Here is a 23,937-nt window from a genome sequence, read left to right as displayed (position 1 = left end):
GCGCGCGGGCGCAGTCGGCAGCGGGTTGCCGGGGCGCGCGGCACGGGCGTCGGCGGCACGTCACGCATCATCCGTGCCGGGCCCGGCCGAGCGTCGTGCCGAGCGTTTCGCACGCGGCAGTCAGGTCCGGCGGCGCCACCCCTGCCGCAATCTTGAGCAGCGCCGCACGCAGCATGTCGGATGCGTGACGGTGCGCGGCGACGCCGCCTTCGGCGGGCGGCACGCGATGCGCGGCGCAGCGCCACGCAAGGCCGAGCGTGTCGGCCAGCAGCGCAGCGTGGCCAAGGCCGAGCGCACAGGCGGCCGCGCCGACGCGATAGGCGGCTTCGGCCGCGCGCCACGCGGCGCCGGCCTCGGCCGTCGCGGGATCGGCCGTCAGGTCGGCCATCGACGCGTCGGCGGTTTGCAGGAAATCCTCATAGGCATGCGCGTTGACGGTCACGACGCCGAGTTCGCGGGTCGGCGCGGCCGCGACCGCGTCATGCTCGGCGCGCGCGGCATCGGCTTCCCACAGCGCCTCGGACGCCGACGTGCCGGCCACGTGCCAGTCGACCGTCAGCCCGTAGTCGTGCAGCACGTCGACGAGCGCGACGTCTTCGGCCGCCGCGCCGAACAGCGCGAAGTCGCGCCACAGCAGCGCGACCGTCTCGCGCACGAGGTCGGGCGGTGCGACGCGCAGGCCCTGCGCATGCTCGCCGAGCAGCAGGTTGGTGCGCGCGAGAAAGCGTTTCAGCTCGGCCGCGCCGCTCGCACGCAGCGCGCGCAGGCACGCGGTTGCGAGCCGCCAGTAGTCGTACGGGGTATCGTCGGCCAGTTCGGCCATGCAGGCGTCGAGCCGCGCGAGCGCCGGATCGGACGGCGCCTGCTGCGCGCGCAGCACGACGAGCAGCGCCTGCTCGAAGCACGCACGCATCCGGACGACGACAGACGCGGGCAGCGCGCGTAGCGTCGCGGGCGGCACCGCGCGGCCGACGAGCGCCAGCGTGTCGTGCGGCACCGGCGCGCGCAGGTCGGCCGCGCACTGCGCACGCAGCGCACGGAAGTGATCGAACAGGATCGGCGAGCACGCGAGTTCGCGCAGGTTGTGCCGCGCGACCGCGGCGCGCAAATCGCGCAGCGCGGCCCGGCATCCGGCGGAAGACGGCTCGGTTGCGACAAGCGCCACCGCTTGTGCGAGCTGGCCCGCGAAGCGGGCAGCCGGCAACCAGCCGGCTTCGGCAAGAACGGCCGCCGCCGCGGACAGCGGCGCGGCCGCGTCCTCGCGGCGATCGAGCGCTTCAGCGGCCGCCGCGAGCCACGCGTCGGCCGCGCGCACCGCCCCGCCGCGCGGGTTGGGCAGTGCATCGAGGACGGGAATTGTCGCCGTATCGGACATCATGGACACTCGCGCCGGTCATGACCTGGCCACTCGCATGGGCCGCCCGCATGAGCCGCAGGTGCGGACGCGAGCGATACGCGAGGCCGGAGCGGAATGTCCCGAAAGCGTCGGTGGTCAGATCTGGACCATTTCGAAGTCTTCCTTGCGCGCGCCGCATTCCGGGCAGGTCCAGTTGATCGGGACGTCTTCCCAGCGCGTGCCCGGGGCAATGCCCTCTTCCGGCAGCCCGGCTTCTTCGTCATAAATCCAGCCACAAATCAGGCACATCCAGCTCTTGTATTCCATCTTAAGCCGCGTAGGGAAAGTCGGTAAATTCGGGAGCCATGATGGTACCGTGTCGGGGCCGGACTGCCTAGCAATCGCGCTCTAGTCGGACGCCTTCGTTGCGCCGCGCTAAAAAATCCGTTCTGCGTGCCGGTTTTCCGCCGCATAATGGCTGCACCGGGCGCACACCGCTGGTGCAGCCCGCTCCGCTTGAACGTTTCTTCTTGCCCCATTTGTCCATGTCCAGCAACGCCCCTCCGATCGTCCTTACCTTCGGCCTGTCCGATCCCACCGGCGGCTCCGGCCTCCAAGCCGATCTGATGACCCTGGCGAGCATGGGCTGTCACGGCGTGTCCGTCCTGACGGGCTACACCGTGCGCGACTCGGCTGCCTGCGACGAGGTCACGGGCCTCGATCCCGACGTCGTCGCGGCGCAGGCGCGCATGCTGCTCGAGGACATGCCGGTCGCCGCATTCAAGATCGGCGCGGCCACCCGCGCAGAAGTCGTGAGCGCGATCGCCGAGGTGGTCGCCGACTACGACGGCGTGCCGCTCGTGCTCGCGCCCGACTTCACGCTCGACGACGAGCACGTGCTCGCCGCCGACGACCTGCGCGAATCGATTGCCGACCTGCTCGCCCCGCAGACGACGCTGCTCGTCGCCGACTACGCGACGCTGATCGCGCTCGCGCAGCCGGACGGCGACGCGGAAGCGCCGAACCTCGACGCCGCACTGTCGCATCTGCTGTCGCAGGGCTGCGAGTACATCCTCGCGTCCGAAGCCGGTTCGCACCGCCTCGTCAATACGCTGTACGGCGAGGAGGGCCAGATTCGCGAGGACATGTGGGATCGCCCGCCGCATCGGCTGATGGGCCTCACCGATACGCTCGGCGCGGCGATCGCCGCGCTGCTCGCGAACGGGCAGGAACCGCCCGAAGCGGTGCGCGAGGCGCAGGAATACCTGTTCCAGGCCGTGCGCGACGCGTTCCGGCCGGGCATGGGCGCCTACCTGCCCGATCGCTTCTTCTGGGCACGCAGCAACGACGAGGACGCGTCTTCGCCGCCTGCCGCAACGCCGGACCTGCTGCCGAGGACGTCGCACCGGCATTGAGCCGCGCATCGCGATACCTGCGACGAACAAGCGCACATAAAAAAAGACCCGCATCGCTGCGGGTCTTTTCTTTTGGCTGGAACGCGCGTCGCCGCGCGTTCCGGACACCATCGACCGAAGTCGATTACATGTCCATGCCCATGCCGCCCATGCCGCCCGGCATGCCGCCCGCCATCGGAGCGTCTTCCTTCGGCAGTTCTGCGACAGCTGCGTCCGTCGTCAGCAGCAGGCCGGCGACCGATGCTGCGTTCTGCAGTGCGGTGCGCGTGACCTTGGTCGGGTCGACAACGCCAGCCTCGACCATGTCGACGTACTCGCCCGTCGCTGCGTTGTAGCCGTAGTTGCCATTGCCTGCGGCAACAGCTGCGACCACGACGCTCGCTTCTTCGCCGCCGTTCGTGACGATCTGGCGCAGCGGCTCTTCCATCGCGCGCAGCACGATCTTGATACCGGCGTTTTGATCAGCGTTCAAGCCGGTCAGGCCAGCGATCGCGGTGCGTGCGCGGATCAGCGCGACGCCGCCGCCCGGGACGATGCCTTCTTCAACGGCAGCGCGGGTTGCGTGCAGCGCGTCTTCGACACGTGCCTTCTTTTCCTTCATTTCGACTTCGGTCGCAGCGCCGACCTTGATCACTGCAACACCGCCGGCCAGCTTCGCCACGCGCTCTTGCAGCTTTTCACGGTCGTAGTCCGACGTCGCTTCTTCGATCTGCGTGCGGATCTGCTTGACGCGCGCTTCGATGTTCACGGCTTCGCCTGCGCCGTCGATGATCGTCGTGTTTTCCTTGCCCACTTCGATGCGCTTCGCCTGGCCCAGTTCTGCCAGCGATGCCTTCTCGAGGGTCAGGCCGGTTTCTTCCGCGACGACTTGACCGCCGGTCAGGATCGCGATGTCTTCCAGCATCGCCTTGCGACGATCGCCGAAGCCCGGGGCCTTGACCGCAACGGTCTTCAGGATGCCGCGGATGTTGTTGACGACCAGCGTTGCGAGCGCTTCGCCTTCCACGTCTTCAGCGATGATCAGCAGCGGACGGCCAGCCTTCGCGACTTGCTCGAGCACCGGCAGCAGGTCACGGATGTTCGACACCTTCTTGTCGTGCAGCAGCACGAACGGGTTGTCGAGGACGGCGACTTGCTTGTCCGGGTTGTTGATGAAGTACGGCGACAGGTAGCCGCGGTCGAATTGCATGCCTTCGACGACGTCCAGCTCGTCGGCCAGCGACTTGCCGTCTTCGACGGTGATCACGCCTTCCTTGCCGACCTTGTCCATCGCTTCAGCGATGCGATCGCCGATCGACGTGTCGCTGTTCGCCGAGATCGCGCCGACCTGTGCGATTTCCTTGTTCGTCGTGCACGGCTTGCTGATCTTCTTCAGCTCTTCGACAGCCGCTGCGACTGCCTTGTCGATGCCGCGCTTCAGGTCCATCGGGTTCATGCCCGATGCGACGTACTTCATGCCTTCGCGAACGATCGATTGCGCGAGGACGGTTGCCGTCGTCGTGCCGTCGCCTGCGTTGTCGCTGGTCTTGGAAGCGACTTCCTTGACCATTTGCGCGCCCATGTTCTGGAGCTTGTCCTTCAGCTCGATTTCCTTCGCGACCGACACACCGTCCTTGGTGACCGTCGGGCCGCCGAAGCTGCGCTCGAGCACGACGTTGCGGCCCTTCGGACCCAGCGTGACCTTCACTGCGTTGGCGAGAATGTTCACGCCTTCGACCATCTTCGAGCGGGCGGAATCGCCGAATACGACGTCTTTAGCTGCCATCTTCTAACTCCTTGGATTCTTGGGAATATGTACCGTTAGTGGACGCTTAGTTGGCGTTGACCACGGCCATGATGTCTTCTTCGCGCATCACCAGCAGTTCCTGGCCGTCGACCTTGACGGTCTGGCCAGCGTACTTGCCGAACAGCACGCGATCGCCGACCTTCACGTCGAGCGCGATCGGCGCGCCCTTGTCGTCGCGCTTGCCCGGGCCGATGGCCAGGACTTCGCCTTGATCCGGCTTCTCAGCGGCTGCGTCGGGGATCACGATGCCCGATGCCGTCTTGGTTTCCTGATCCAGGCGCTTGACGATCACGCGATCGTGCAAAGGACGAAGGTTCATATCCACTCCTCTCTTGACTGAGATTGAAGAACACTTTGGGAATCTGCCCGGCGGTTCGCCCGGCAGAATATTGTTAGCACTCTCGTGCAGCGAGTGCTAATTATATGGACGCGTTTTGACAAATTCAAGAAGCGGGAATGCGAGTTTTTTCGGTGCGCCGGCGAGCCTTGAGAGCACGATTGAATTTCCAAAATACTTTGTTAAAACATCAACTTAGAGAGAATATCCCCGCCATCCGCCCGCCTCCGCCAACAATCCGCCCCCGATAAAACACAGGGTTAGCACGAGGTGCCGGATCGGCTGGCACACGCGCGATCGAGTCCGTGATCACGCCGATTTGATCAGCCGAATGACACCCGAATACCCCCGATTGCCGCCCTATTGCCACCCCAATGCCACCCCATTAAGCGGGTCCGTTCATCCGTCGACGCGCGTCCCGGACCTCCCCGCTCCGCGCACATCGCCCCGCACCGATCCATTCATTTGCATTACATCGAATGTTACGTTTTCCATTCAACGAAAACGCGTGTCAGGCCCCATCCGTAAGGCTGCCAATTACATTCGGTAATTTAGATGCGAATCATTCTCGTTTACATTGACTTTATTATTCAGCCCCCATACGATGCGCCGCGTTGCGTTCATCTTCATGCGCCGGGCACCCGTTGCCGAGCGTTCGGAGAGCACCGGAAAAGCAGGACTCCAGATCAAATAGAACCAGGGAATCGACATGAAGCTTGCATCGCCCGACCGGAACCGCGTCAGCACGCGGATGCGGCCCGCCGCTCGCGCGGCCCTGTTCGCGTGCGTGTCGCTCGTCAGCGCCGCCGCGTTCGCCGACACGTCCGTCGACGCGCAGCCGGAGGCCCCGGAGGCCGATCTCGCGATCCAGGCGAAGCCGACCAACATGTGGACCGGTATCTGGACCCGCCAGACCCTGCTCGGCGACATGGGCGGCATCCGCCCGTGGCTCGGCAAGTACGGTGCGACGCTGCAGATCACCGAAACCAGCGAATACCTCGCGAACCTGCGCGGCGGCCTGAACCGCGGCGGCACCTACGACGGCCTGACCACCGCGACGCTGTCGGTCGACACGCAGAAGGCGATCGGCCTACCGGGCGGCACGTTCAACGTCAGCGCGCTGCAGATCCACGGCCGCAACCTCAGCCAGACCAACCTCGGCACGCTGAACACCGCGAGCGGCATCGAGGCGCAGGACACGACGCGCCTCTGGGAGCTGTGGTACCAGCAGTCGTTCCTCGACAAGCGCGTCGACGTGAAGATCGGCCAGCAGAGCCTCGACCAGGAATTCATGGTCAGCACCTACGCGAACACGTTCATCAACACGATGTTCGGCTGGCCCGCGCTGCCGTCGTACGACCTGCCGAACGGCGGCCCCGCGTATCCGCTCGCGGGCCTCGGCGTGCGCGTGCGCGCGCAGCTCACGCCGAAGCTCACCGCGCTCGCGGGCGTGTTCGACGGCGATCCGCTCGGCAACGACCCGAACAACCTGAGCGGCACGAACTTCAACCTGCACAACGGCGCGCTCTATATCGGCGAGCTGCAGTACGCGCTGAACCAGCCGTCCGACGGCGAGATGGACACCGGCCATTCGAACGGGCTGCCCGGCACCTACAAGATCGGCGTCTGGTATCACAACGGCCGCTTCGACGACCCGCGGACGGGCACCGACGGCCTGTCGCTCGCCGATCCGGCTTCGAACGGCATCGCGCAGCCGCACCACGGCAACTACAGCTTCTACGCGGTGGCCGACCAGATGGTCTGGCGTCCGGACCCGAGCGGCGCGAAGAGCCTCGGCGTGTTCGCGCGCGTGATGGGCGCGCCCGGCGACCGCAACCTCGTGAGCTTCGCGGCGAACGCGGGCGTCGTGCTGAAGGCGCCGTTCGAAGGCCGCGACAACGACAGCGTCGGGCTTGCGGTCACCTACATCCAGGTCGGCAACCACGTTACGTCGCTCGACCGCGACCAGCTCGCGTTCTCGGGCGGCCCGTACGGCGTGCGCACCCGCGAGACGGCCGTCGAGGCGACCTACCAGTACCAGGTCAACCCGTGGTGGGTGATCGCGGCGGACGCGCAGTACACGTTCAACGCAGGCGCCGGCCAGAACCCGAACGACCCGACCCAGCCGCTGCGCAACACGTTCGTGCTCGGCGCGCGCACGGTCATCACGTTCTGACGTCCGCACGCCGCGCGAACGCCCACCGCTTTTCGCGCGCCGCCCGGCGGCGCGCCACCCAGGAGATTCACATGATCGACTTCGCACCGCTGTTCGCACCTCTTCGCCGCATCGCGACGGGCGCGACGGTCACGGCGGCGCTCGTCGCCGCCGCCGTCGCGCACGCCGAGCCGCAAGGCTTCCTCGAGACGCTGCATCGCCACGCGACGCTCGTCAACACCGTCCCCGACAACGGCGACCAGAACCCGTACGCGATCGCGGTCGCGCCGGTATCGGCCGGCACGATCCAGCAAGGCGACGTGCTCGTCGACAACTTCAACAACGCCGCGAACCTGCAGGGCACCGGCAGCACGATCGTCGACTATCGCCCGTCGACGAAGCAACTGAGCCTGTTCGCGTCGATTCCGCGCGACCTGAAGGCGTGCCCGGGCGGCGTCGGCCTGTCGACCGCGATGACGATGCTGAAGTCCGGCTGGGTGATCGTCGGCAGCACGCCGAGCAACGACGGCACGACCAATACGAAGGGCGCCGGCTGCCTGGTCGTGCTCGATCCGCACGGCAAGATCGCGTCGACGTGGTCGACCCCGAACATCAACGACCCGTGGGGCAACATGGCTGTAGTCGACCGCGGCGACAGCGCGACGCTGTTCGTCAGCATGGCCGGCTTCGGCGTCGGCGGCGCCGACGGCAACCCGCCCGTCTACAAGCAGGCGACCGTGCTGCGTCTCGACCTCGACGTGCCGGCCGGCAAGCCGCCCGTGATCAGGCAGGAAACGGTGGTCGCGAGCGGCCTCGGCGCACAGGCCGACAAGGGCGTGTTCCTGGTCGGCCCGACCGGCCTCGCACTGTCCGGCGACCAGAAGAAGCTGTACGTGTCGGACGCGATCGGCAACCGCATCGTCGAGATCGACGACCCGCTCACGCGCGACACCAGCGCGGGCGTCGGCCGCCAGGTCACCGCCGACGGCTTCCTGCGCCGCCCGCTCGCGCTCGCGACCGCGCCGAACGGCCACCTGCTCGCGACCAACGCGCAGAACGGCCAGGTCGTCGAGATCGACCCGGCCGCCGGCAAACAGCTCTACGCACGCTGGATCAATACCGACAAGGCGCAGACGCCTCCCGGCAACGGCAACCTGTTCGGTATCGCGATGACGCCCGAAGGCGACGGCTTCTATTACGTCGCGGACGACGTCAACACGCTGATGCTCGCGAAGTAACGGAACCGATCATGGCAGACGAAACCAAGCAGCCGCCGCGTCCCGCGCGACGCGGCTTCCTGAAGGCCGGCGGCGCCGCGGTGGCCGCGGGCCTCGCGGCGGCGTCGATGCCGGCTGCGAAGGCAGCCGATGCGCCCGCATCAGCACCCTCCTCCCCGCACGACGGCATCGAGCCGTTCTACGGCAAGCACCAGGGCGGCATCACGACGCCGCAGCAGCGCCACGCGTATTTCGCAGCGCTCGACCTGACGACGCCCCAGCGCGCGGACGTGATCGCGCTGCTGAAAACCTGGACCGACGCTGCCGCGCGGATGACGCGCGGCGACACCGCGCAGCCGCTCGTCACGACGGGCGGCGACGAGGTCGCGCCGGCCGATGGCGGCGATGCACTCGGCCTCGGCCCCGCGCGGCTGACGATCACGTTCGGCTTCGGCCCCGGCATGTTCGCGGTCGCCGGCAAGGACCGCTACGGCCTCGCGAAGCACCGCCCCGCCGCGCTCGTCGACCTGCCGCGCTTCAACGGCGACCAGTTGCTGCCCGAGAAGACCGGTGGCGACCTGTTCATCCAGGCCTGTGCGGACGACGCGCAGGTCGCGTTCCACGCGGTGCGCCAGCTTGCACGCCTCGGCGCGAAGGCCGCACAGATGCGCTGGGGCCAGGCGGGCTTCACGTCGGGCAAGCCCGGCGAGACGCCGCGCAACCTGATGGGCTTCAAGGACGGCACGATGAATCCGTCGATGTCCGATCCGGCCGCGATGAACGAATTCGTGTGGGCCGGCAGCGAAGGCCCCGCGTGGATGAACGGCGGCACCTACACGGTCGTGCGCCGGATCCGCATCACGCTCGAGCACTGGGACAACACGGAGCTCGGCTTCCAGGAACAGGTGGTGGGCCGCCACAAGTACAGCGGCGCGCCGCTCGGCCAGAAGCACGAGTTCGAGCCGCTCGATCTCGACGCGGTCGACAAGGACGGCAACGCCGTGATCCCCGACAACTCGCATGCGCGCCTCGCGTCGCCGCAACTGAACAACGGCGCGCAGATCCTGCGCCGCGCGTATTCGTACAACGACAGCACGAACTTCTACATCGAGCGCTGGCCGCCGTGGCGCCAGCAGACCGAGTACGACGCGGGGCTGATGTTCGTCGCGCACCAGCGCGACCCGCGGAAGGGCTTCATCCCGATCAACGAGAAGCTCTCGAAGCTGGACATCATGAACCAGTACACGACGCACGTCGGCAGCGCGATCTTCGCGTGCCCGCCGGGCGCGCAGCCTGGTTCGTACATCGGCGCCGCGCTGTTCGACGCTTAGTTCGACGCTTAGTTGGACGCTTAGTTGGACGCTTAAGCAGGCCTGCTCGCAGGCCGGTGCGCCGGCCTTTCCTGATCCATCACCCGATTACCGACATGAAGCTCTCGCCCGTCAGCCGCCCGATGCGGCACCTCGTCTCCGCGGCTGCATCCGCGCTCATGCTCGCCGGCGTGCTGCACGTGACGTCCGCGCATGCGGCCACGCTCACGCTGTACAACGCGCAACACGAGCAGGTCGTGAACCAGCTCGTCAAGGACTTCGAAGCACAGTCCGGCATCAGCGTGAAGGTGCGTTCGGGCGAAGGCCCGGCGCTGGCCGCGCAGCTCGTCGCCGAAGGCGACCGCACGCCGGCCGACGTCTACTTCACCGAGAATTCGCCGGAACTCGTGCTGCTCGACCGCAAGGGCCTGCTCGCCAAGGTCGACGCCGATACGCAGAAGGCCGTACCCGCGCGCTTCAACGCGACCGACGGCAACTGGCAAGGCGTGCTCGCGCGCGAAAGCGTGATGATCTACAACACCGCGAAGCTGCAGCCGCAGCAACTGCCTGCGTCGCTGCTCGATCTCGCGAAGCCGGAATGGAAGGGCAAGGTCGGCATCGCGCCTAGCGACGCCGATTTCCTGCCGCTCGTGAGCGCGGTGCTCGCGCTGCACGGCGAAGCCGCGACGCTGCAATGGCTGAAGGGCCTGAAGACCAACGCGCAGATTTTCGACGACGAGGAAGGCGTGACCGCGGCCGTCAACCGCGGCGGTGTCGTCACCGGCCTCGTCAACAACTACTACTGGGATCGTCTGCATGCCGAACTCGGCGACAAGTCGACGAAGAGCGCGATCCATCACTTCATGCACGGCGACGTCGGCGGCACCGTCAACGTGTCGGGCGCCGCGGTGCTGAAAGCATCGAAGCGCCAGCCGGAAGCGCAGAAGTTCGTCGCGTATCTCGTCAGCGAGCGCGCGCAGAAGCTGATGGCGACGAGCCATGTGAGCTTCGAATATCCGCTGCATCCGGGCGTTGCGCCCGATCCGATCCTGAAGCCGTTCAACGAACTGAGCCCGCCGTCGCTGTCGTTCGAACAGCTCGGCGACGACAGCCAGGCCGGCAAGCTGCTGCGTCAGGCCGGCCTGCTCTGAGCATGCACGACGCCGTTCCCGCCGCCGCGTCCGTCGCGCCCGCCCCCGGGCGCGGCACGGGCCGGCGGCGCACGCCGCGCGCGCTGGTCGCGGCCGCGGCGCTCGGGCCGCTCGCGATCCTGCTGCCGATCGGCTTCACGCTCTATCGCGCGGCGACGTTCGGCGCGCAAGACGCGCTCGACCTGCTGTGGCGGCCGCTCGTCGGCGAATTGCTCGTCAATACGCTGCTGATCACGCTCGCGGCAACGCTCGCGTGCGCGGTGCTCGGCACGGCGGTTGCGTGGTGCGTCGAACGCACGACGCTGCCGCTGCGGGCGCTTTGGGCCGCGCTCGCCGCCGCGCCGCTCGCGGTGCCGCCGTTCGTCACGAGCTACGCGTGGGTATCGATCAGCGCCGATCTGCAGGATTTCGTCGGCGCGCTGATCGTGCTGACGTCGGCCTACTTTCCGCTCGTCTACCTGCCGGTCGCGGCCGCACTGCGCGAACTCGACCCGGCGCTCGAAGAGAGCGCGCGCACGCTCGGCTGCTCGCCGCGGCGGATCTTCTTGCGCGTCGTGCTGCCGCAACTGCGGCCGGCGCTCTTCGGCGGCATGCTGCTCGTCGCGCTCGGCGTGCTGTCCGAGTTCGGCGCGTTCATGCTGCTGCGCTTTCGCACCTTCACGACCGAGATCTACGCCGAATACCGCACGTCGTTCGACGGCGGCGGCGCATCGCTGCTCGGCTGCGTGCTGATCGTGCTGTGCCTCGTCTGCGTGGCCATCGAGGCGCGCGCGCGTGGACACGCGCGCTACGGACACACGCATCGCGCGGCGCGCCGCGCCGCGCTGCGCTACGAACTCGGCGCGTGGCGTGGCGGCGTGGTCGCGGCCTTCGTCGCGCTCGCGGCCGCGACGCTCGGCGTGCCGCTCGCGACGATCGGCTACTGGCTCACGCAGCAAGGCGCGGCGGCCGTAACGCCCACCGACGTGTCGCCCGAGATGCTGTGGCACGCGTCGCTCGCATCCGCCGGCTACGGCCTGGCAGCTGCCGCGCTGACGACGCTGCTCGCGCTGCCGATCGCGTTCCTGCTCGTGCGCTTCCCGGGCCGCGTCGCGACCGCATTCGAGCGCGTCGTGATGACGGCGCAGGGCGTGCCGAGCATCGTGATCGCGCTGGCGCTCGTGTCGCTGACCGTGCGCCTGCTCGAACCGCTGTACCAGAGCTCGCCGATGCTGATCGGCGCGTACGCGATCCTGTTCCTGCCGCTCGCGGTGGTCGCCGCACGCGCAGCGCTGCTGCACGTACAGACGCGGCTCGAGGAAACCGCCCGCTCGCTCGGGCTCGGCTGGTGGCAGACCTTCACGCGCGTCGTGCTGCCGCTCGTCGCGCCGGGCCTCGGCGCGGCCGCGACGATGGTGTTCATCTCCGTCGTCACCGAACTGAACGCGACGCTGCTGCTGTCGCCGACCGGCACGCGCACGCTCGCCACCCAGGTGTGGAGCGACACGTCGCAGCTCACGTTCGCGGCCGCCGCGCCGTATGCGGCGCTGCTGGTCGCGCTGTCGCTCGGCGCATCCGCCGTGCTGTTCCTGTTACTTGGCCGGGCCTCCGTGCGCGCGTGAGCCGCACGCCCGGCCTCCCCTTTCGGATCGATCCATGAGCGAACTTCGGCTCCGCGGCCTTTCCAAGTCCTTCGGCGCGCATGCGGTGCTGCACGACATCGACCTGACGGTCCGGCGCGGCACGCTGGTTGCGCTGCTCGGCCCGTCCGGCAGCGGCAAGACCACGCTGCTGCGGATCCTGTGCGGCTTCGAACGCGCGGAACGCGGGACGGTCGAGATCGACGGACGCTGCGTCGCGTCCCCCGACACGCACGTCGCGCCCGAACAGCGCCGGATCGGCTACGTGCCGCAGGAAGGCGCGCTGTTTCCGCACCTGTCGGTCGCGGACAACATCGCGTTCGGCCTGTCGCGCGCCGCGCGGCGCCAGCATCACCGCGTCGGCGAGCTGCTCGAGATGGTCGGCCTGCCCGCGTCGTATGCAAGCCGCGCGCCGCAGCAACTGTCCGGCGGGCAGCAGCAGCGCGTCGCGCTGGCGCGCGCGCTCGCGCCCGAGCCGTCGCTCGTGATCCTCGACGAGCCGTTCTCGGCGCTCGACACGTCGCTGCGCCACGAAACCCGCAGCGCGGTCGCGGCCGCGCTCGCCGCGGCGGGCGCGACCTCGGTGCTCGTCACGCACGACCAGCCCGAAGCGATGACGCTCGGCGACGAAGTCGCGGTGCTGTGGCAAGGCCGCCTCGTGCAGACCGCCGCGCCGCAGACGCTGTACCGGCAGCCCGTCACGCGCGACGTCGCGTCGTTCGTCGGTCAGGCGGTGCTGCTCGCGGGGCACGTGCGCGACGGTCGCATCGGCTGCACGCTCGGCGAACTGCCGCTCGTCGCGCCCGTGCCCGACGGTCCGGCCGACGCGATGCTGCGTCCCGAGCAGATCCAGGTGATTCCGGCCGCGCAGGCGAACGGATCGCGCGGCCATGCGGCGCGCGTCGAATCGGCGCAATTCGGCGGTCAGGATGCCGATGTATTCGTGCGCATCGCCGATGCGACCGACACGCTCGTGCGCGTGCGGGTGCCGGGACATCGCTGCCCGGCCGTCGGCGAGCACGTCGTGCTAGCGGTCGACGGCGCGGTGATGGCGTACGCGCGCTGACGTTCGATTCGCGGCGCCCGGGGCGAACGGAAATGTCGATGCGGGCAGGTGCGCAGGCCAACGCCGGCGCGACACGCGTCAGTGCATCGCCTGCCTGGCCGTCTTGCCCGCGCGCGCGGGCGGCTGGCAGATCGCGCACGCCTTGCGCCCGTGCAGTTCGTACTTGTGCCCGACGAACTTGCCGCGGCAGCGGTGGCACTGCGTCATCTGCAGCATTCCGCCGTTGAAGAAGCGCACGAGCGTCCACGCGCGCGTCAGGTCGAGCTGCACGTCCATCCCCGAGTGCACGCAGTGCTCGCGGTACAGCCGATACCCTTTCGTCAAAGCATCGAGGTGCGAGCAGCGCGCCTCGTCCTTCAGGAACACGTAAGTGTTGTAGAACAGCGATGCGTGGATGTTCGCCTGCCACGTCATGTACCAGTCGGCCGACGACGGCAGCATGCCCTTCGGCGGCGACGCGCCCTTCACTTCGCGGTACAGGCGGATCAGGCGGTCGCGCGACAGCGTGAGCTCCGCTTCGAGCAGCTGCATGCGCGCGCCGAGTTCGATCAGGTCGACCGCACGCGACACTTCCCGCGCGTATTCGATGAGGCTCGCCTTCGACATCGCCGCCCCCGTCACGCGAACTGCGCGGCCGGCTGGCCCGCGAGCAGGATCGCCGCATGCGTGTGCGACACGTCCGCGTGCTTCGGCGACCCGGCGAGCGCGGACAGCATCGTGTGATCGTTGAACCGGAACGCGCACAGCAGCTGGTCGCACGCGGCGAGCCGCGTCGTCTGCGCGAGCGTCAGCGACGACAGCAAGTCGGCGAGCGCCGCCGACAGCCCGAGCCTGAACATGCCGGCCGCGCGATCGTCGCGCAGCAGGCGCTGCGCGAGCATCAGGTACGACAGGTTGATGTCCCGGATCGCGTCCAGCGTTTCGTGTTGGTTCACGTCTTTTCTCCGTTCAGCCAGGGGGCCGTCGCGTTCGGCCGGCGTACTTTGCCGGCGTGCCGCACGTCATCGATGCACCGCGTACCGCGCGGCGCGTTCAACATCCGCCGCGTGCGTCGGTCACGCCCGCGGCGATCAGGTTCTTCGCGAGTTCTCGCAGAAGATGCTGGGTCAATGCGCCTGCGCCGTTCCGGGCAAGGCGTTGCAGTTCGATCAGGTCTCGTGCCGCGCGGCTCATGATGGCCTCCGTTGGTGTGATGCCGGAATTGGAGCTGCTGGTTCGACAAGGGAGCATCCAGCCACTCAAGCCTCATGCGGCGTTCATACGTGGAACCGGGCACGGAGGCGTCCGCCGCGTGGGGATCGACGCCCGTCCCGGAAGGGGTTCGGGAACGGGTTCGATCGCGCCGGACGAAACACGGAAAACGTTTGTTGTGACGAAAGTATCGACGACGGCAGGCGGGATTCAAATCGTCGGACGCTGATCTTCACGTCATATTTTTGCGGTCCGTCGTGTAGGGATTCGCCGACAGGGTTGGTACGCATAGGGCTACTGCGGGCGCAGCGCCGCCTCGACCTGCGTCACCCACTCATCCGCGCCCGTCCGGCGTACCGGCGTAGCCCGCGCCGGCGAGCGGCGCGAACGAGCGGCCGTCCGCTTCGACGCAGGCGCCGAGCAGTTGCGCGAGCCCTTGCGCGCCGGCGCGCATCACGACGTCATGGTTCCATTTGAACAGCGGCCGCGCGAGCGGCTCGAGCCAGTTCATCCACCGCACGTGCGTGCGGATGTGCCACGCGTAGCGAACGACCGTGCGCTCGCCGTCGTCGAAGAACGTCCAGCGGCCGTCGCCCTCGACCGCGCCGCTCGCGCGGCCTTCGAGCGCGTGCATCGGCTCGACGCGCACGATGCGCATGTCGAAGCTCAGCCGGTACGGCAACGCGCCCTTCCACGTATACCGGTGCAGCGCGCCGACCCCGTGCGCGTCGCCGCGCTCGAGCTCGACAGTGCGCTCGGCGCCCTTCCACCAGTCGGGCCACATGTCGGCCTGGTAGATCGCGTTCCACACCGCCGCGAGCGGCGCGTCCACCCGCCACGTCGTCGCAAACCGGTACTCCGCCATGCGGCCTCCCGCGCGTCAGGGTTCGAAGAAGTGATCGGGGAACGCGACGTCGATCTCGACGTCGTCGAGCGTCACGGTCTCGAGCGGCCGGTCGTCGCCGTCCGCGAAACTGACCACCTTCAGCGGAAAGCCGTCGTCCGTATCGAGCCAGAGCTGGTAGCGATGCACGCCGGCGATGTCGTGCGCAGGCGCACCGGTCACGGACACGCGCAGCGCGGTCCGGCCGCCGACCGTCTCCTCGCCCTGCATCACCGTCACACCGCCCACCTGCAGCGCACGGACGTTGCGCAGCAGCTCGCCGACGTCGGACTGGTCGATCCGGTGCCCGCTCGGGTCGACCACGAGCGGATTGGTCGGCGACAGCGACAGCGCGGGCGGCACGTGCGCGCCGAACGGCCGCACCCGCACCTTGCGTTTCACCGGGTCGTAGACGAGCACCGCGCCGCGATGCGGCGCGACGAAATCCATCCGGATGTAGCCGGGCTTGCGGTACGCGTAATGGATCTCGGTCGGCTCGCCCTGCCGCGGCGACGAGCGGATCGTCGCACGGTACGAGCTCGCGTGCTCGAAGTGTTCCTGCGCGACGGTCACGGGATCTGATGTCATGCTCGCTCCAATCAACGCGGCGGCCAGCCAGGCGGCAATCACGGCGCCCCCTCGACCTCCAGCACGCCTTCCATTCCGCGCTCGCGATGGCTCTTGAAGAACAGCAGCCGATGCGTGCAATAGTAGGCGAAGCGGCCGCGCTGCGTCGGCGTGAAGCGGAGCGTCTTCGGCGTCGTGCGCAGTTCGGTGCGTACCGCAACGCCGGCCTGCGGCGCATCGATCACGAAGCTGTGCGGCACGAGCCCCGGCTCGGCCGACACGGTCAGCTCGACCGGCACGCCGGCCTTCACGATCACGTGGTCCGGGCGAAAGAAATAGCTGCCGCCGACGATCGCGACCCGCTGCACGCCATCCACATCGACCGGCACGCGCACCGGCGCGTCAGCGGCGGCGGCGTTGGGGGCGTTGGCGGCGCCCGCCGCCAGCGCGAACATCAACAGGATCGGGGCCAGCAGCCTCATCGCAACCTCCGTTCCCGCGCGGCGCGCGGTGCGTCAACCCTTCCACGCGTCCGTCGGGCCGCCGAGCGCGCCGCACGCTTCCATCGCGATCTCGCGCAGGCGCGGCTCGTCGCCGCCGCCGGACAGCGCATAGCCCATCCCGCGATCCGACCAGAAATACGTGCGGCGGCCATCGTCGGCCATCGCGCGCGGCGTCACGTTGCGGTCGGCGTATGCGGTCATGTACAGCGTCACGCGCCGGCCGTCTGCACGCTGGTACATGAACTGCGCTGCCGGCCCCGACTCGCCCGGCAGCAGCCGTCCGCCGATCAGCGCATAGCCATATTCGGCGAGCGACGGCGCGCGCACCGGCCGGCCGACGCGCGCCGACAGCCAGGCTGCGAGCTCGGGCTCGCTCGCGTCGAGCTCGACCGGACGCTGGCGATCGGATGCGTATAGCGCGTACGCGACATCCGCGCGTGCGGCAAACGCAGGCGCCCCGCCGAACGCCGTCCAGCCGGCATGCAGCGCGATGCCGAGCACGAACCCGGCCGCCAGCGCGCCAACCCCGACTGCGACGCTGCGCCGCCACGACGCGCGGCGCTGCACGAACAGCGCCGGCGCGGCGCCGGGCAGCGGAAACAGCGCCTGCAGCGCGGCGCGTTGCGCGCGGTAATGCGCGAGTCGTTCGGCGTCCCCCGGATTCGCCTGCAGGCGTTCGAGCACCTCGCGCCGCTCCGGGCCGGACAGCTCGCCGTCCAGCAACGCGGACAGCAGCTGGGCCGAGACATCGGCGTCGTGCTCGTTCGAGGGCTTGCGCGAATCGTCCATCATGCCTTCCTGATCACCCGTAGCGTCGCGCCGCGGCCGGCGGACGGCTCGTCCGACAACAGCGCGCGCATGTGCTCGCGCGCCCGCGCGAGCCGCGACATCACCGTACCCACCGGCACCGCCAGCACCTGCGCGGCTTCCTGGTAGCTCAACTCCTCGAGCGCGACCAGCAGCAGCACCTCGCGCTGCTCGACGGGCAGCCGGTACAACGCGCGCTGCACGTCGCGCAACAAGAGCCCGCTGATCTCGCCGGCGGGCGCGGCCATCGTCTGCCACGGCGCGGTCGCGTCGTCGACCGCGATCTCGCGACGGGCGCGCAGCTGGTCGATGAAGCGGTGCCGCAGCAGCGTCAGCAGCCATGCGCACAAATTGCCGTCGACGCGCGGCGGCTTGTTCAGCGCGCGCTCGAGCGTGTCCTGCACGAGGTCGTCGGCCCACGCCGGGTCGCCCGTCAATGCACGCGCGTACCGCGTGAGGCGCGGCAGCCACACCAGCAGGTCGGATTCGTAGCTCATCCGGATGCCCCGTGCGCCGCCGCACCGTCACGGCCGCGCGACGTGCCACATGCCGCCCATGCCGTCGCCGCCCGCGTCGCCGGCCTTGCTGTCCATCTTCCAGCGGTACAGCGGGTGCCCCTTGTATGCCCATTGCATCTTGCCGTCGTCGCGCTTCACGAGGCTCCACGCGCCCGACGCCTTGTCGTATGCGTCGGCGACCGCCGGCGGCCAGCTTGCCGTGCACGCGCTGTCGCACATGCTCTTGCCGGCCGCGTCGTGATCGAACGTGTACAGCGTCATGTGGTCTTCGTCGACCAGCTTCCCGCCGCTGACCTGCGGCGGCTCCGCGGCCGCGGGCAGCGACGCCCCGACCGTCAGTGCGGCGACGAGCAGCATCCGTTTCATTCCCGTTCTCCTTTGCGTGGCGTCGCGGCGCGCGCGGCGCCGCAGGACGCGGACGCCGCTGTCGCGAAACGGGACGATCAACGCCGGGACGATCAACTTCGGGACGATGAACTCCGTCGTTGAAATTATCCCGCCGCGCGGCCGCGCCGTGACTTGGTAGATAAACGGACGAACGCGCCCGATTATTCCGGCGGGAATGCGCGCTTCGCGTGCGGCGGCCGTTTGGCAACGCGGGCGCCGCGTTTTCGGCATGCGCGGGAACGGGGTCGCATGTAAAAAGGCGACATGACATAGCAGTCATGCCGCCTTGCGTGACCGGTGACGTGCGGCGGGCAACATGCACCCGCCGCGCGCCGTCCGGCTGTCTTACTTCGGCAGTGCGCCCGTCAGCGTCGTGATCAGCGACGACACGGGTGCGAGCGGGTTGTTCGGCGAGCCGCCGCTCGAGTGCGGCGTGACCGACAGGCCCGGCGTCGAGCCGAGCGCCGTGCCGACGGCCGTGCCGACCGAATTGACGACCGTGGCCGTCGCATTCGCGCCGTTCGTCAACAGCGAGCCGGCTGCGCCCGCCGTGCTGCCCGCCGCATTCGCGCCCGAGCCCATCAGGCTGCCGCCCGCCGCGGCTGTCGATCCGGCCGCGCCCGCGAGCGCGCCGCCTGCCTGCGACAGGGCCGCCGGGCCATTCGCGAGCGCCCCCGTCAGTGCGCCGGCCGCATGCGACAGCGGAGCGCCGGCGTTGCCTAGCGCACCGGTGACCGAACCCAGCGCGCCCGTCAGTGCACCAGCCGGGTTGCTGCCGCCGGGCAGGCCGCCCGTCAGGCCGTTCACGAGATTCGTGATCGGCGCGATCGGGCTGCTGCCCGCGGCACCGGACAGCGTGTTGACCACCTGCGTCACCGCGCCCTGCACCGGCGCCAGCGGGTTCGTGCCGCCGAGGTTGCCGAGCGCACCCGTCAGCGAGTTCACCGCGTTACTCACCGCGGCGCCTGGGTTGTCGCCGAGCGTGCCCGCGAGCTGGGTCACTGCGCCCTGCACCGGCGCGAGCGGATTCGCGCCACCGCCGACGTTGCCCAGCGCACCCGTGATCGTGTTGACTGCGTTGCTGAGTGCGCCGGCCGGATTGCCGCCGCCGAGTGTGCCGACGACCTGGTTCACCGCACCTTGCACGGGTGCGAGCGGGTTCGAGCCATTGCCGGCCTGGCCAGCGATCGCGTTCACCGCGCTGACGAGCGCGTCGGTCGGGTTGCCGCTGCCGAGCGTGCCTGCGACCTGGTTCACTGCGCCTTGAACCGGCGCCAGCGGGTTCGAACCACCACCGACATTACCAAGCGCTCCCGTCACCGTGCCAACCGCATTGCTCAGCGCGCCGGCCGGATTGCCGCTGCCCAGCGTGCCCACCACCTGATTCACCGCGCCCTGCACCGGCGTCAGCGGATTCATCGTGCCGCCGCCACCGCCAAGCGCGCCCGTCACCGAATTCACCGCGCCGTTCAGCGCGCTGGCGGGATTGCCGAGCGACGTCTGAATCGCGCCCGAGCCGGACGCGGTCACGGTAACCGAACCCATCGGCGTCGCCTCCGTCGCGACGATGCTCGCCGATGCGCCGTTCGTCGACGGATTCACGATCACCTGCGGAATCGACAACCCATCGAGCGGCCCTGCTACTGCGGAACCCGACACCAGCACCCCGAACACCGTCGCGACCGACAGCGCGACACCCGTCAATTTAAAATTTTTTCCCATCGTGATCTCATCCCGGTTGGCACTACGTTGATAAAGCACGGGGACAGATCGCACGAAGCGTGCCATCGATAAATTCAGGTCTTTTATCTCGATTTATTGCATCGCAATAACGCGCCACCACCTGATTTCATTACGAAAAATTCAGATGCGCGGCGTGACTTGCCCGAGGGGAATCGGACGCGGAACGCGGATGTAACGTAACGTTTTCGAGGCCCGATGTAACGTGTTCCGGTACACACGGGGCGCTGCAGGGGCCCCGCCGTTCACCGGTCATCGGTGTCAATCCGATTGACGGGAAGCACCCCGTTTCACGCATATGAAAATGCATAAAAAAATCGCGTATTCATTGATTTTCTTATTTCGCGATTTCTTTCCGGACAATTACGCAGATCATTGCGAATCCGGATAATTCGTCGATTATCGACAGCCGCATGAAAAACTGTGTCGCGAAGGCCCGCGTGCACGCGGCCCCGGACCTGCGCCGCCAGCGCGCCCGACCGCGCGCGCCGTCGGCACCCACTCAGCCGAAGCGAGCGGCCCGGAACGGATGAGGATCGATGTAGGTCGGCGCGCCCGTCATCATCTCGGCGAGCAGGCGGCCCGTCGCGGGGCCGAGCGTCAGCCCGTGATGGCAATGGCCGAACGCGAACCACAGGTGTCGATGACGCGGCGCAGGCCCGATCACCGGACGCATGTCCGGCGTGCACGGCCGCATCCCGAGCCACGGTGCCGGGTCGAGCCGTTCGCCGATGCCGAACGCGTCACGCGCGAGCGGCTCCGCACGCGCCAGTTGCACGCCGGTCGGCGGCGCGCCGCGCAGCGCAATCTCGACGCCGGTCGTGAGCCGCAGGCGCCCGCCGTCCATTGGCGCGACGACGAAGCCTTCCTCGGTATCGCAGACGGGCACGTTCAGCAGCGTGCGCGTCGGCCGGTAATGCATGTGATAGCCGCGCTTCGTGCGCAGCGGGATCCGGTAGCCGAGCGGCGCGAACACGTGGTCGGACCAGGGCCCGAGCGCCACCACCGCCTGGCGCGCCGCGATGCGGCCGTCCGCGGTATCGACGCTCCAGCCGTCGCGTACCTGCTCGAGCGTCGTCGCATCGCCGAGCACGAACGTGCCGCCTTCCCGCTCGAAGAGCCGCGCATACGCTTTCGTCAGGCCGCCCGGGTTCGACACGCTCTTCGGATCCTGCCAGTGGAACGCGCCGCAAAACGCGTCGCCGAGACCCGGCTCGCGATCGCGCAGCGCGCGTGCATCGAGCACGGTCATCCGCAGCCCGTGCTCGCTCGCGACGCGCTGCTGCGCGCGCGCTTCCGCGTCGAACAGCACGGGCGAGCGGAACGCCTCGATCCACCCGCCGTCGTGCACGAGCGGCTGCGCGTCAGTGCGCGCGAGCAGCGCATCGTGCTCGTCGACGCTCGCCGCGATCAGCGGCAGCAGGTCGCGCGCGGCGGCCGCGAGCCGCTGCGGCGACGACTCCCGCCAGAAGCGCGCGAGCCAGCCCGCGTACGCGGGCATCGCTTTGTAGTCCCAATAGAGATCGATCGAGCGGTTGCGCGCATAGCGCAGCAGCGTGCCGAGCTTGCGCGGGAACGCATACGGGACGACCGACGAGCGCTCGATGAGCCCCGCATTGCCGTGGCTCGTTTCCTCGCCCGGCCCGCGCCGGTCGACGAGCGCGACGCGCAGGCCGCGATCCTGCAGATGCAGCGCCGACGACACGCCGACGATGCCGGCCCCCAGGACGATGACGTCGAAATCCATGCTTCCTCGTACTGCGTCGAGATTCGATGCGATGCGCGCCGGACCTTGCACCCGGCGCGGCCGGATTTACTTCGCGATGATGTCGCGCCGGAAGTACTTCTGCGACAGCGCGCTCAGCGTGCCGTCCTTCTTCAGCGCGTCGAGCGCGCCGACGATCTTCGCCTGCAGCGCCTTGTCATTCTTGCGCATCCCGAAGCCCGTGCCTTCGCCGAGCGTCGCCGGATCCTTCAGCGCGTCGCCGACGATCTGGTAATCGCGGCCGGCCGGCTTGTCGAGGAAACCGTCCTGCGCGGTCTGCGCTTCCTGCACCGCCGCGTCCAGACGGCCCGCGACGAGATCCGCGTAGATCTGGTCCTGATCCTGGTACGAGACGACCGACACGCCCGCACTGGCCCAGTGCGCCTTCAGGAAATCTTCCTGCGACGACCCTTGCAGCACGCCGACGTGCCTGCCGCGCAGGCTCGCCACATCGGGCAACAGCGGCGAGCCGCGCTTCGCGACCATCACGATCGGCACGACGTAGATCGCCGGCGTGAAATCGATGCTCTGCCGCCGCTTGGCCGTGATGTTCATCGCCGAGTTGATCGCGTCGAACTTGCGCGCCTGCAGCGCGGGAATCAGGCCGTCGAACGCATTCTCGACCCACACGCACTTCATCTTCAGCTTCGCGCATACCGCATTGCCGACGTCGACGTCGAAGCCCTGCAACTGCCCGGCCGGCGTCTTGCTCTCGAACGGGGGATAAGCGGCTTCGATCCCGAAGCGCAACGTGTTGGCGGTCTGTTCCGCGTGGGCCGTGACGGCTGCGCTCGCGAAAGCCGCGGCGACGCACAGAGAGAGCTTCCAGTTCATGACGGGTCCTGTCTGGGTTGAGGCAACGGGGGGACGGCCACGCAGCGCCCGCTCGACGGGGCACCGGATTGGCGCGATGCACGGCCGGCCGGCAATGCGGCAGCGCACGTCCATGCACCCGAAATATAGACTGATAGTCTACTATAGACTATAGGGGATACGATAATCGTGCCCCGGTTTCAGTGCGTCGGCGTCGCCGATATTGGGAACAAGCCGTTGATTTTCATTGATTTTTCCGACGACCGCCGTCACGCGACACATCCCGAAAATAAAATCTCACCAGCCATCGTGAGTCTATATTAGACTTTTTGTCCATCAAGAACACCGCCGGACCGACACGTCGCGAGACAGTCCGTCCGGCCCCGACCGGAGACGTATCCATGACGCAAGCCGCCCCCACCCTGCCGCTGACCGTCGACGAAGCGGCGGTGCGCGCCGCGCTGCCGTCGCTCGACGTGCTCGGCACGCTGCGCCGCATGTTCGCGTCGCTCGGCGAAGCCCGCGCGGTGCAGCCGCCGCAGACGCTCACGCTGTTCCCCGGCCAGGCCGGCGACTTCATCACCTACCTCGGCGCGCTCGCCGACGAGCAGGTGTTCGGCGCGAAGCTGTCGCCGTACATCGTGACGGGCGGCAAACCCATCGTCACCGCGTGGACCGCGCTGATGTCGATGCGCACCGGTCACCCGCTGATGTGGTGCGATGCGGGCTTGCTGACGGTCGAGCGCACCGCCGGCACGACCGCGCTCGCGGTCGACTGCCTCGCCCCCGGCGACGCGAAGCATCTCGCGCTGGTCGGCGCGGGCGCGGTCGGTCTCGCGCACCTGCGGCACACGGCAGCGTTGCGCGACTGGGAGACGATTCGCGTGTATTCGCCGGCACTGGCCGGCGACGCGGCGCTGCAGGCCACGATCGCGCAGATCGATCCGCGCGCGCGGCCGGCCGACAGCGTCGCCGCCTGCGTGCGCGACGCGGACGTCGTGATGCTGTGCACGTCGTCGGGCACGCCGGTGCTCGGCGACGGGATGCTGACGCGCCCTGCGCTCGTCACGTCGATCAGCACCAACGTCGCGCAGGCGCACGAGATCCCGCCCGCGTGGCTGCCCGGGATGGACGTCTACTGCGATTACCGGCACACGACGCCCGCGAGCGCGGGCGAGATGCAACGCGCGGCCGCCGAGCACGGCTGGACGCCGGAGCGCATCGTCGGCGATCTGCCCGCGCTCGTGCGCAACGCATGTCCGGCGCCGTCGCGCACGCGCCATGCGTTCTTCCGCTCGATCGGCCTCGGTCTCGAGGACGTCGCGATCGCGCACGCGCTTCACGCGCACCTGACGCGCGCATGAGCCGCAG

24 protein-coding genes are annotated in these 23,937 nt (G+C 68.6%); 8 read left to right on the top strand and 16 right to left on the bottom strand.

All coding sequences use genetic code 11. The features are described 5' to 3' along the window. Nucleotides 1-67: 67 nt before the first annotated feature. Together DID96_RS15835 and DID96_RS15830 are read right to left on the bottom strand one after the other, a co-directional pair. Nucleotides 68-1,378, bottom strand: coding sequence for a hypothetical protein (locus tag DID96_RS15835; protein ID WP_124600236.1), 1,311 nt, complete (start codon nt 1,376-1,378; stop codon nt 68-70). A gap of 114 nt (nt 1,379-1,492) precedes the next feature. Further along, a complete protein-coding gene (locus DID96_RS15830; RefSeq protein WP_004186709.1) occupies nt 1,493-1,663 on the bottom strand; it encodes a rubredoxin in 171 nt (56 codons plus the stop codon). Between the two features lie 218 nt (nt 1,664-1,881). Between DID96_RS15830 and DID96_RS15825 the strand changes: the two genes are divergently transcribed. After that, nucleotides 1,882-2,751 (top strand): hydroxymethylpyrimidine/phosphomethylpyrimidine kinase, encoded by an 870-nt coding sequence (locus DID96_RS15825; protein WP_124600235.1) that lies wholly within the window; start codon nt 1,882-1,884, stop codon nt 2,749-2,751. Nucleotides 2,752-2,875: 124 nt separating this feature from the next. Here DID96_RS15825 and groL read toward each other — a convergent pair whose 3' ends face one another. Continuing rightward, nucleotides 2,876-4,516, bottom strand: a complete 1,641-nt coding sequence (gene groL / locus DID96_RS15820; RefSeq protein WP_124600234.1) for a chaperonin GroEL — start codon at nt 4,514-4,516, stop codon at nt 2,876-2,878. Nucleotides 4,517-4,562: 46 nt separating this feature from the next. Next, entirely contained in the window at nt 4,563-4,856 is a 294-nt protein-coding gene (groES, locus tag DID96_RS15815; RefSeq protein WP_124600233.1) for a co-chaperone GroES, read from the bottom strand. Between the two features lie 727 nt (nt 4,857-5,583). On the opposite strand from groES, the gene DID96_RS15810 reads away from it, so the two are divergent. The 6 genes from DID96_RS15810 to DID96_RS15785 all read left to right on the top strand — a co-directional run bounded on the left by DID96_RS15810 (nt 5,584) and on the right by DID96_RS15785 (nt 13,392). Then, nucleotides 5,584-7,050, top strand: coding sequence for a carbohydrate porin (locus tag DID96_RS15810; protein WP_124600232.1), 1,467 nt, complete (start codon nt 5,584-5,586; stop codon nt 7,048-7,050). A gap of 71 nt (nt 7,051-7,121) precedes the next feature. After that, nucleotides 7,122-8,267, top strand: a complete 1,146-nt coding sequence (locus tag DID96_RS15805) for a hypothetical protein (protein ID WP_124600231.1) — start codon at nt 7,122-7,124, stop codon at nt 8,265-8,267. 11 nt (nt 8,268-8,278) lie between these two features. Further along, nucleotides 8,279-9,577 carry an iron uptake transporter deferrochelatase/peroxidase subunit gene (gene efeB / locus DID96_RS15800; RefSeq protein WP_124600230.1) on the top strand — a complete coding sequence of 433 codons (1,299 nt, stop codon included), beginning with the start codon at nt 8,279-8,281 and terminating at the stop codon, nt 9,575-9,577. A gap of 95 nt (nt 9,578-9,672) precedes the next feature. After that, entirely contained in the window at nt 9,673-10,707 is a 1,035-nt protein-coding gene (locus DID96_RS15795; RefSeq protein ID WP_124600229.1) for an iron ABC transporter substrate-binding protein, read from the top strand. A gap of 2 nt (nt 10,708-10,709) precedes the next feature. After that, nucleotides 10,710-12,308 carry an iron ABC transporter permease gene (locus DID96_RS15790; RefSeq protein ID WP_124600228.1) on the top strand — a complete coding sequence of 533 codons (1,599 nt, stop codon included), beginning with the start codon at nt 10,710-10,712 and terminating at the stop codon, nt 12,306-12,308. Between the two features lie 34 nt (nt 12,309-12,342). Then, nucleotides 12,343-13,392, top strand: a complete 1,050-nt coding sequence (locus DID96_RS15785) for an ABC transporter ATP-binding protein (protein WP_124600227.1) — start codon at nt 12,343-12,345, stop codon at nt 13,390-13,392. 78 nt (nt 13,393-13,470) lie between these two features. On the opposite strand, the gene flhC is transcribed toward DID96_RS15785, so the two are convergent. The 12 genes from flhC to DID96_RS15720 form a co-directional block, all read right to left on the bottom strand. Continuing rightward, nucleotides 13,471-13,998: a flagellar transcriptional regulator FlhC gene (gene flhC / locus DID96_RS15780; protein ID WP_124600226.1), complete on the bottom strand. Its 528-nt coding sequence runs from the start codon at nt 13,996-13,998 to the stop codon at nt 13,471-13,473. A gap of 11 nt (nt 13,999-14,009) precedes the next feature. After that, entirely contained in the window at nt 14,010-14,327 is a 318-nt protein-coding gene (flhD, locus tag DID96_RS15775; RefSeq protein ID WP_124600225.1) for a flagellar transcriptional regulator FlhD, read from the bottom strand. A gap of 97 nt (nt 14,328-14,424) precedes the next feature. After that, the gene (locus tag DID96_RS15770) at nt 14,425-14,565 is read right to left on the bottom strand and encodes a hypothetical protein (RefSeq protein WP_124600224.1); all 141 of its coding nucleotides are present in this window, start codon (nt 14,563-14,565) and stop codon (nt 14,425-14,427) included. A 352-nt stretch (nt 14,566-14,917) separates the two neighbouring features. Next, complete coding sequence (locus DID96_RS15765) at nt 14,918-15,448, bottom strand: SRPBCC family protein (protein WP_124600223.1); 531 nt, start codon at nt 15,446-15,448, stop codon at nt 14,918-14,920. A 15-nt stretch (nt 15,449-15,463) separates the two neighbouring features. Beyond that, nucleotides 15,464-16,096, bottom strand: coding sequence for a DUF1571 domain-containing protein (locus tag DID96_RS15760; RefSeq protein ID WP_124600222.1), 633 nt, complete (start codon nt 16,094-16,096; stop codon nt 15,464-15,466). Next, a complete protein-coding gene (locus DID96_RS15755; RefSeq protein ID WP_124600221.1) occupies nt 16,093-16,515 on the bottom strand; it encodes a quinol oxidase in 423 nt (140 codons plus the stop codon). Before DID96_RS15755 ends, DID96_RS15760 begins: the two co-directional genes overlap by 4 nt. Before the next feature lie 33 nt (nt 16,516-16,548). Further along, nucleotides 16,549-17,328, bottom strand: a complete 780-nt coding sequence (locus tag DID96_RS15750) for an anti-sigma factor (protein WP_124600220.1) — start codon at nt 17,326-17,328, stop codon at nt 16,549-16,551. Then, entirely contained in the window at nt 17,325-17,840 is a 516-nt protein-coding gene (locus tag DID96_RS15745; RefSeq protein WP_124600219.1) for a sigma-70 family RNA polymerase sigma factor, read from the bottom strand. The genes DID96_RS15750 and DID96_RS15745 overlap by 4 nt, the downstream gene beginning before the upstream one ends. Before the next feature lie 27 nt (nt 17,841-17,867). Next, nucleotides 17,868-18,227: a hypothetical protein gene (locus tag DID96_RS15740; RefSeq protein ID WP_124600218.1), complete on the bottom strand. Its 360-nt coding sequence runs from the start codon at nt 18,225-18,227 to the stop codon at nt 17,868-17,870. A gap of 366 nt (nt 18,228-18,593) precedes the next feature. Further along, nucleotides 18,594-19,970, bottom strand: a complete 1,377-nt coding sequence (locus DID96_RS15735) for a hypothetical protein (RefSeq protein ID WP_124600217.1) — start codon at nt 19,968-19,970, stop codon at nt 18,594-18,596. Between the two features lie 520 nt (nt 19,971-20,490). Next, entirely contained in the window at nt 20,491-21,735 is a 1,245-nt protein-coding gene (locus DID96_RS15725) for an FAD-binding oxidoreductase (protein ID WP_124600216.1), read from the bottom strand. A gap of 66 nt (nt 21,736-21,801) precedes the next feature. Beyond that, on the bottom strand, nt 21,802-22,587 hold the full coding sequence (locus DID96_RS15720; RefSeq protein WP_124600215.1) for an ABC transporter substrate-binding protein: 786 nt from the start codon (nt 22,585-22,587) through the stop codon (nt 21,802-21,804). A gap of 380 nt (nt 22,588-22,967) precedes the next feature. Between DID96_RS15720 and DID96_RS15715 the strand changes: the two genes are divergently transcribed. Continuing rightward, nucleotides 22,968-23,930 carry an ornithine cyclodeaminase family protein gene (locus DID96_RS15715; protein WP_124600214.1) on the top strand — a complete coding sequence of 321 codons (963 nt, stop codon included), beginning with the start codon at nt 22,968-22,970 and terminating at the stop codon, nt 23,928-23,930. The last annotated feature ends 7 nt before the right edge of the window (nt 23,931-23,937 follow it).

It is taken from the genome of Burkholderia sp. Bp8963 (genome assembly GCF_003854275.1).
In the GTDB taxonomy this organism is placed as follows: domain Bacteria; phylum Pseudomonadota; class Gammaproteobacteria; order Burkholderiales; family Burkholderiaceae; genus Burkholderia.
The sequence above is the reverse complement of the archived record's forward strand: the minus strand, read 5'-3'. Positions and strand labels throughout refer to the sequence as shown.

Excerpts from the sequence above, each read along its gene's own strand:
- DID96_RS15785 (WP_124600227.1), top strand. The coding sequence starts at position 12,343 with ATGAGCGAACTTCGGCTCCGCGGCCTTTCCAAGTCCTTCGGCGCGCAT.
- efeB (WP_124600230.1), top strand. The coding sequence starts at position 8,279 with ATGGCAGACGAAACCAAGCAGCCGCCGCGTCCCGCGCGACGCGGCTTC.
- DID96_RS15825 (WP_124600235.1), top strand. The coding sequence starts at position 1,882 with ATGTCCAGCAACGCCCCTCCGATCGTCCTTACCTTCGGCCTGTCCGAT.
- DID96_RS15755 (WP_124600221.1), bottom strand. The coding sequence starts at position 16,515 with ATGAGGCTGCTGGCCCCGATCCTGTTGATGTTCGCGCTGGCGGCGGGC.
- DID96_RS15745 (WP_124600219.1), bottom strand. The coding sequence starts at position 17,840 with ATGAGCTACGAATCCGACCTGCTGGTGTGGCTGCCGCGCCTCACGCGG.
- DID96_RS15720 (WP_124600215.1), bottom strand. The coding sequence starts at position 22,587 with ATGAACTGGAAGCTCTCTCTGTGCGTCGCCGCGGCTTTCGCGAGCGCA.
- DID96_RS15795 (WP_124600229.1), top strand. The coding sequence starts at position 9,673 with ATGAAGCTCTCGCCCGTCAGCCGCCCGATGCGGCACCTCGTCTCCGCG.
- DID96_RS15830 (WP_004186709.1), bottom strand. The coding sequence starts at position 1,663 with ATGGAATACAAGAGCTGGATGTGCCTGATTTGTGGCTGGATTTATGAC.
- groL (WP_124600234.1), bottom strand. The coding sequence starts at position 4,516 with ATGGCAGCTAAAGACGTCGTATTCGGCGATTCCGCCCGCTCGAAGATG.
- DID96_RS15715 (WP_124600214.1), top strand. The coding sequence starts at position 22,968 with ATGACGCAAGCCGCCCCCACCCTGCCGCTGACCGTCGACGAAGCGGCG.
- DID96_RS15805 (WP_124600231.1), top strand. The coding sequence starts at position 7,122 with ATGATCGACTTCGCACCGCTGTTCGCACCTCTTCGCCGCATCGCGACG.
- DID96_RS15740 (WP_124600218.1), bottom strand. The coding sequence starts at position 18,227 with ATGAAACGGATGCTGCTCGTCGCCGCACTGACGGTCGGGGCGTCGCTG.
- DID96_RS15725 (WP_124600216.1), bottom strand. The coding sequence starts at position 21,735 with ATGGATTTCGACGTCATCGTCCTGGGGGCCGGCATCGTCGGCGTGTCG.
- DID96_RS15735 (WP_124600217.1), bottom strand. The coding sequence starts at position 19,970 with ATGGGAAAAAATTTTAAATTGACGGGTGTCGCGCTGTCGGTCGCGACG.
- DID96_RS15750 (WP_124600220.1), bottom strand. The coding sequence starts at position 17,328 with ATGATGGACGATTCGCGCAAGCCCTCGAACGAGCACGACGCCGATGTC.
- DID96_RS15765 (WP_124600223.1), bottom strand. The coding sequence starts at position 15,448 with ATGGCGGAGTACCGGTTTGCGACGACGTGGCGGGTGGACGCGCCGCTC.
- flhC (WP_124600226.1), bottom strand. The coding sequence starts at position 13,998 with ATGTCGAAGGCGAGCCTCATCGAATACGCGCGGGAAGTGTCGCGTGCG.
- groES (WP_124600233.1), bottom strand. The coding sequence starts at position 4,856 with ATGAACCTTCGTCCTTTGCACGATCGCGTGATCGTCAAGCGCCTGGAT.
- DID96_RS15790 (WP_124600228.1), top strand. The coding sequence starts at position 10,710 with ATGCACGACGCCGTTCCCGCCGCCGCGTCCGTCGCGCCCGCCCCCGGG.
- DID96_RS15770 (WP_124600224.1), bottom strand. The coding sequence starts at position 14,565 with ATGAGCCGCGCGGCACGAGACCTGATCGAACTGCAACGCCTTGCCCGG.
- DID96_RS15835 (WP_124600236.1), bottom strand. The coding sequence starts at position 1,378 with ATGATGTCCGATACGGCGACAATTCCCGTCCTCGATGCACTGCCCAAC.
- DID96_RS15810 (WP_124600232.1), top strand. The coding sequence starts at position 5,584 with ATGAAGCTTGCATCGCCCGACCGGAACCGCGTCAGCACGCGGATGCGG.